The organism is Mesorhizobium sp. M7A.F.Ca.CA.004.12.1.1 (assembly GCF_003997835.1).
Classification (GTDB): Bacteria; Pseudomonadota; Alphaproteobacteria; order Rhizobiales; family Rhizobiaceae; genus Mesorhizobium.
In genome coordinates, this window is the sequence record NZ_RZRK01000618.1 from 1 (window position 1) to 3692 (window position 3692).

4 protein-coding genes are annotated in these 3692 nt (G+C 61.2%); 1 reads left to right on the forward strand and 3 read right to left on the reverse strand.

Features of this window, described 5'->3' with window-relative positions; all coding sequences use genetic code 11:
* Positions 1 to 183: 183 nt before the first annotated feature.
* Entirely contained in the window at positions 184 to 393 is a 210-nt protein-coding gene (locus EN984_RS38290; RefSeq protein WP_127271560.1) for a hypothetical protein, read from the forward strand.
* A 311-nt stretch (positions 394 to 704) separates the two neighbouring features.
* Here the strand turns inward: EN984_RS38290 and ugpC are convergent, their stop codons facing one another.
* From ugpC to EN984_RS26275, 3 genes are read right to left on the reverse strand one after another with little or no spacing between them, the layout of a single operon-like run.
* Positions 705 to 1772, reverse strand: coding sequence for a sn-glycerol-3-phosphate ABC transporter ATP-binding protein UgpC (gene ugpC, locus EN984_RS26265; protein ID WP_127271561.1), 1068 nt, complete (start codon positions 1770 to 1772; stop codon positions 705 to 707).
* Positions 1773 to 1776: 4 nt separating this feature from the next.
* Positions 1777 to 2625: a carbohydrate ABC transporter permease gene (locus EN984_RS26270; RefSeq protein WP_027036797.1), complete on the reverse strand. Its 849-nt coding sequence runs from the start codon at positions 2623 to 2625 to the stop codon at positions 1777 to 1779.
* Positions 2625 to 3548, reverse strand: coding sequence for a sugar ABC transporter permease (locus EN984_RS26275; protein ID WP_127270752.1), 924 nt, complete (start codon positions 3546 to 3548; stop codon positions 2625 to 2627). The genes EN984_RS26270 and EN984_RS26275 overlap by 1 nt, the downstream gene beginning before the upstream one ends.
* Positions 3549 to 3692 lie beyond the last annotated feature (144 nt).

Sequence of the window (3692 nt, forward strand, 5' to 3'; positions counted from 1 at the left end):
CCGCAAGGCTCACAACAGGGTCAATGAAGGAGCCCCGCCAGTATTGGCTCCTCTCGTGCGATCGTGCCACCTTGAGTGTATCGTTTTAATACAATCGGCGATTGGTAGACTTGCACCACGGATAGGCAGTTAGTTTCAGCGTCAGGCAAAAAGGGGGGAAATGCCTCGCACTGGGAGAAAACGATGTCCGTACAAAAAGGCGACTTTCGAACCAACAGAGCCGACTACGTGATTGCCGCGATGCATGGCGGAGTGACCGCCGACGACAGCGTTCGAGACGAGAACCTAGCAAGGAGAAAGAAGTCCCTGTGGCTGAAGGAGCGGCGATCGGCCAAGTCGGCTGAGAACCCGTTGGACAGTTCGCCGCTGTCCAAAAGAAGCCCTCGCGGTTAGCGGTCTACAATCCACTTCCGCGATCACACCATATCCGCACACAACCCACTCGCCCATATTGCAGGCGCCGCCGTCGGTGTTGACTAACTCCGACGGCGGCCCAATTCGTGGCGAAACGACCTCCGTTCTCTTGAGAAGACGGCGGGACTAAGGTCTTGCGCTGTAGACGCAAAGGTCCGAGTGGTCCTGTTAGGTTCCGGAAATGTCTGTTGGACGTTCCGCTATTTTATCCAATTGAAATGTAGCGTTACCTGTATTTCCCGCCCGACATCGGCGCCCGATACTGCTGCCCGACGCTCGGCTGTGTCCCCTCAGCCGATGCGATCACCGCTTTTCGGATCGAACAGATGCAATTGGTCTGGTTCGACAACCAACCTCACCTCGTCGCCTGGCTTCACGCCGGCACGGCCCATGGCAAAGACGCAAAGCTGCTGACTGGCCAGCTTGACGTAGAACTGCGTCGAAAGCCCGAGAGGCTCGACCACACCCACCTCGCCCTTCAACGCGCCCTCATCCGCCAACTTGATATGCTCGGGCCGCAGACCGACGGTGATGGCGTCACCGTCCGTCAGCGGCAGGCCTTCCGGCAGCCGCAGCGCCTGGCCATCGGTCAGTACAGCCTCCGGGGTACCACCCTTGCAAACAATCGCCGGCAGGAAATTCATGCCGGGGGAACCGATGAAACCGGCGACGAACATGTTGGCCGGCCGATCATAGAGATCGAGCGGTGCGCCGACCTGCTGGATCAACCCGTCATGCATGACGACGATCCGGTCGGCCATGGTCATCGCCTCGATCTGGTCATGCGTGACATAAACCGATGTCGTCTTCAGCTGCTGATGCAGCGCCTTGATCTCGGCGCGCATATGGACGCGCAGCTTGGCGTCGAGGTTCGACAGCGGCTCGTCGAACAGGAAAACCTTGGGATCGCGCACGATGGCACGCCCCATGGCGACGCGCTGGCGCTGGCCGCCGGACAGTTGCCGCGGCAGGCGTTGCAGGAACGTGTCGAGCCCGAGCCGCTTGGCGGCGCCGTCCACCCTGGCGTCGATCGTCGTTTTCTCCGCCTTCTTCAGGAGCAGGCTGAAGCCCATGTTCTTCGACACGTCCATATGCGGATAGAGCGCGTAGGACTGGAAAACCATGGCGATGTCGCGGTCCTTGGGTGCCACGTCATTGACCAGCCGCTCGCCGATGCGGATCTCGCCGCCGGAAGCCTCCTCCAGCCCGGCGATCATGCGCAAGAGCGTGGACTTGCCGCAGCCTGACGGCCCAACCAGGACGACGAACTCGCCATCGGCGATTTCAAGGTCGACCGCGTGCAGGACGCGGACGGCGCCATAGTCCTTGCGGACGTTTTCGAGCGTAACAGAGGCCATCGATCTATCCTTTGACGGCGCCGGCGGTAAGGCCGGTGACGAGATAGCGTTGCAGGAAGGCGAAGAAGATACAGACCGGGATCAGCGCCAGGATGGACGCCGCCATCATCTGTCCCCAGTCGACGGCGAACTTGCCGATGAAGGTGAGCAAGCCGACGGCAAAGGTCTTCTGGTCGTCGCTGGAAATCAGCATCAGCGCGAACAGAAGCTCGCTCCAGGCGGCGGTGAAGACGAAGCCGAGCGTGGCGCCCATGCCGGGCAGCGTCAGCGGCACGATCACCTTGCGCATGGCCTGCGCGCGGGTGCAGCCGTCGATCATCGCGGCCTCTTCCAAATCCTTGGGGATGCCGTCGAAGAACGACTGCATCAGGAAGGTGGCAAAGGCCGTGTTGAAGGCGGTGTAGATGATGATCAGCCCGGTCAGGCTGTTGATCAGGCCGATCTGCCCCATCACGCGGTAGATCGGCGGAATGACCATCACCAGCGGAAAAGTCTGGGTGAGCAGCAACATCAGCGCCAGGGCTGCCTTGCCGCGAAAGGTGAAGCGCGACATGGCATAGCCGGCGAGCGTGGCGATGATCGTCACCAGTGCCGCCGTCGAGACCGAGACGATGACGCTGTTGAGGAAATAGCGCGGGAAATCGGTGGCCTCGAGCACGGTAACGAAGTTTTGCAGTGTCATGTGCGACGGCCAGAAGGTGATGCCTTCGGAATAGAGCAGCCGCTCCGGCGTGACCGAGATCTTCAGCGTCCAGTAGATCGGGAACAGGGCAAACAGCACGTAAGCCGCGATTGCCGCGTAGAGGCCGATGCCGCCGAAGAAGCGCTGCGAGGTTGAACGTCCTGCTATCATCAGACGTGCCTCACCAACGTGCGGCGGATGCCGATCAGCGCAATCGCATAGGCGATGAGCAGAACGAGCAGCAGCACCGCCACCGCCGAGGCATAGCCCTTGTCCAGCGATTTGAAGGCGCTGACATAGATGTAGACCGGCACCGTGTTGGTCGAGCCGGCCGGTCCGCCCTCCGTCATGACGAAGATCAGGTCGGCGAAGGTGACGATCCAGATGGTGCGCAACATCACAGTGATGGCGATGGTCGGCGCCAGGAACGGCAGCGTCACCTTGGTGAAGCGCTGCCATGGCGAAGCGCCGTCGATGGCCGCTGCCTCATGCAGTTCCGACGGAATGGATTTCAGCGCCGCCAAAAGCGTGATGGCGAAGAACGGAATGCCGAACCAGATATTGGCGACGATCGGCCCCCACATGGCGGTGGCGGGATCGGAAAGCACATTGGTCGGTTCGGCCTTCAGCCCCAGTGCAAACAGCCAGTGCGGCAACGGGCCGATGATCGGATTGAACAGCCAGGCCCAGGTCAGGCCCGACAGGAAGGACGGCACAGCCCAGGGCAGGAACACCAGGGCTTGCACAGCCTTGCGGCCGCGAAACGGCTTGTCGAGCAGCAGCGCCAGGCCAAGGCCGAGGAAGAACTGGAAGAACAGGCTGGCGACCGTCCACCACAACGTGTTGACCAGTGCCTGCCCCAGCACCTGATCCGACAGCATCGCCTGATACTGTCCAAGCCCGACATATTCCGATTTGAACGCCGAGAACTTACGGAAGGAGTAGCTGATGCCGATGACCAGCGGCACCAGCAGCACCACGACCAGAAGGATGATCGCCGGGCTGAGATACAGCCATGGTTCGATAGCGGCATGCGACAGCCGCTTCTTTCGCGGCTGGCCTGCGGATCGGATTTCAGACACGGCATAAGTCATTGGGTGCTAAATCGTCTCCTGGAGGAGCGCCGGAATTGGCGACAAGCGTCCTTCTCCCCGTTCACGGGGAGAAGATGCCGGCAGGCAGATGAGGGGCAGCGCGAACCTATCGAGGCATAGCGCCGCCCCCCCAACCGCCCCTAT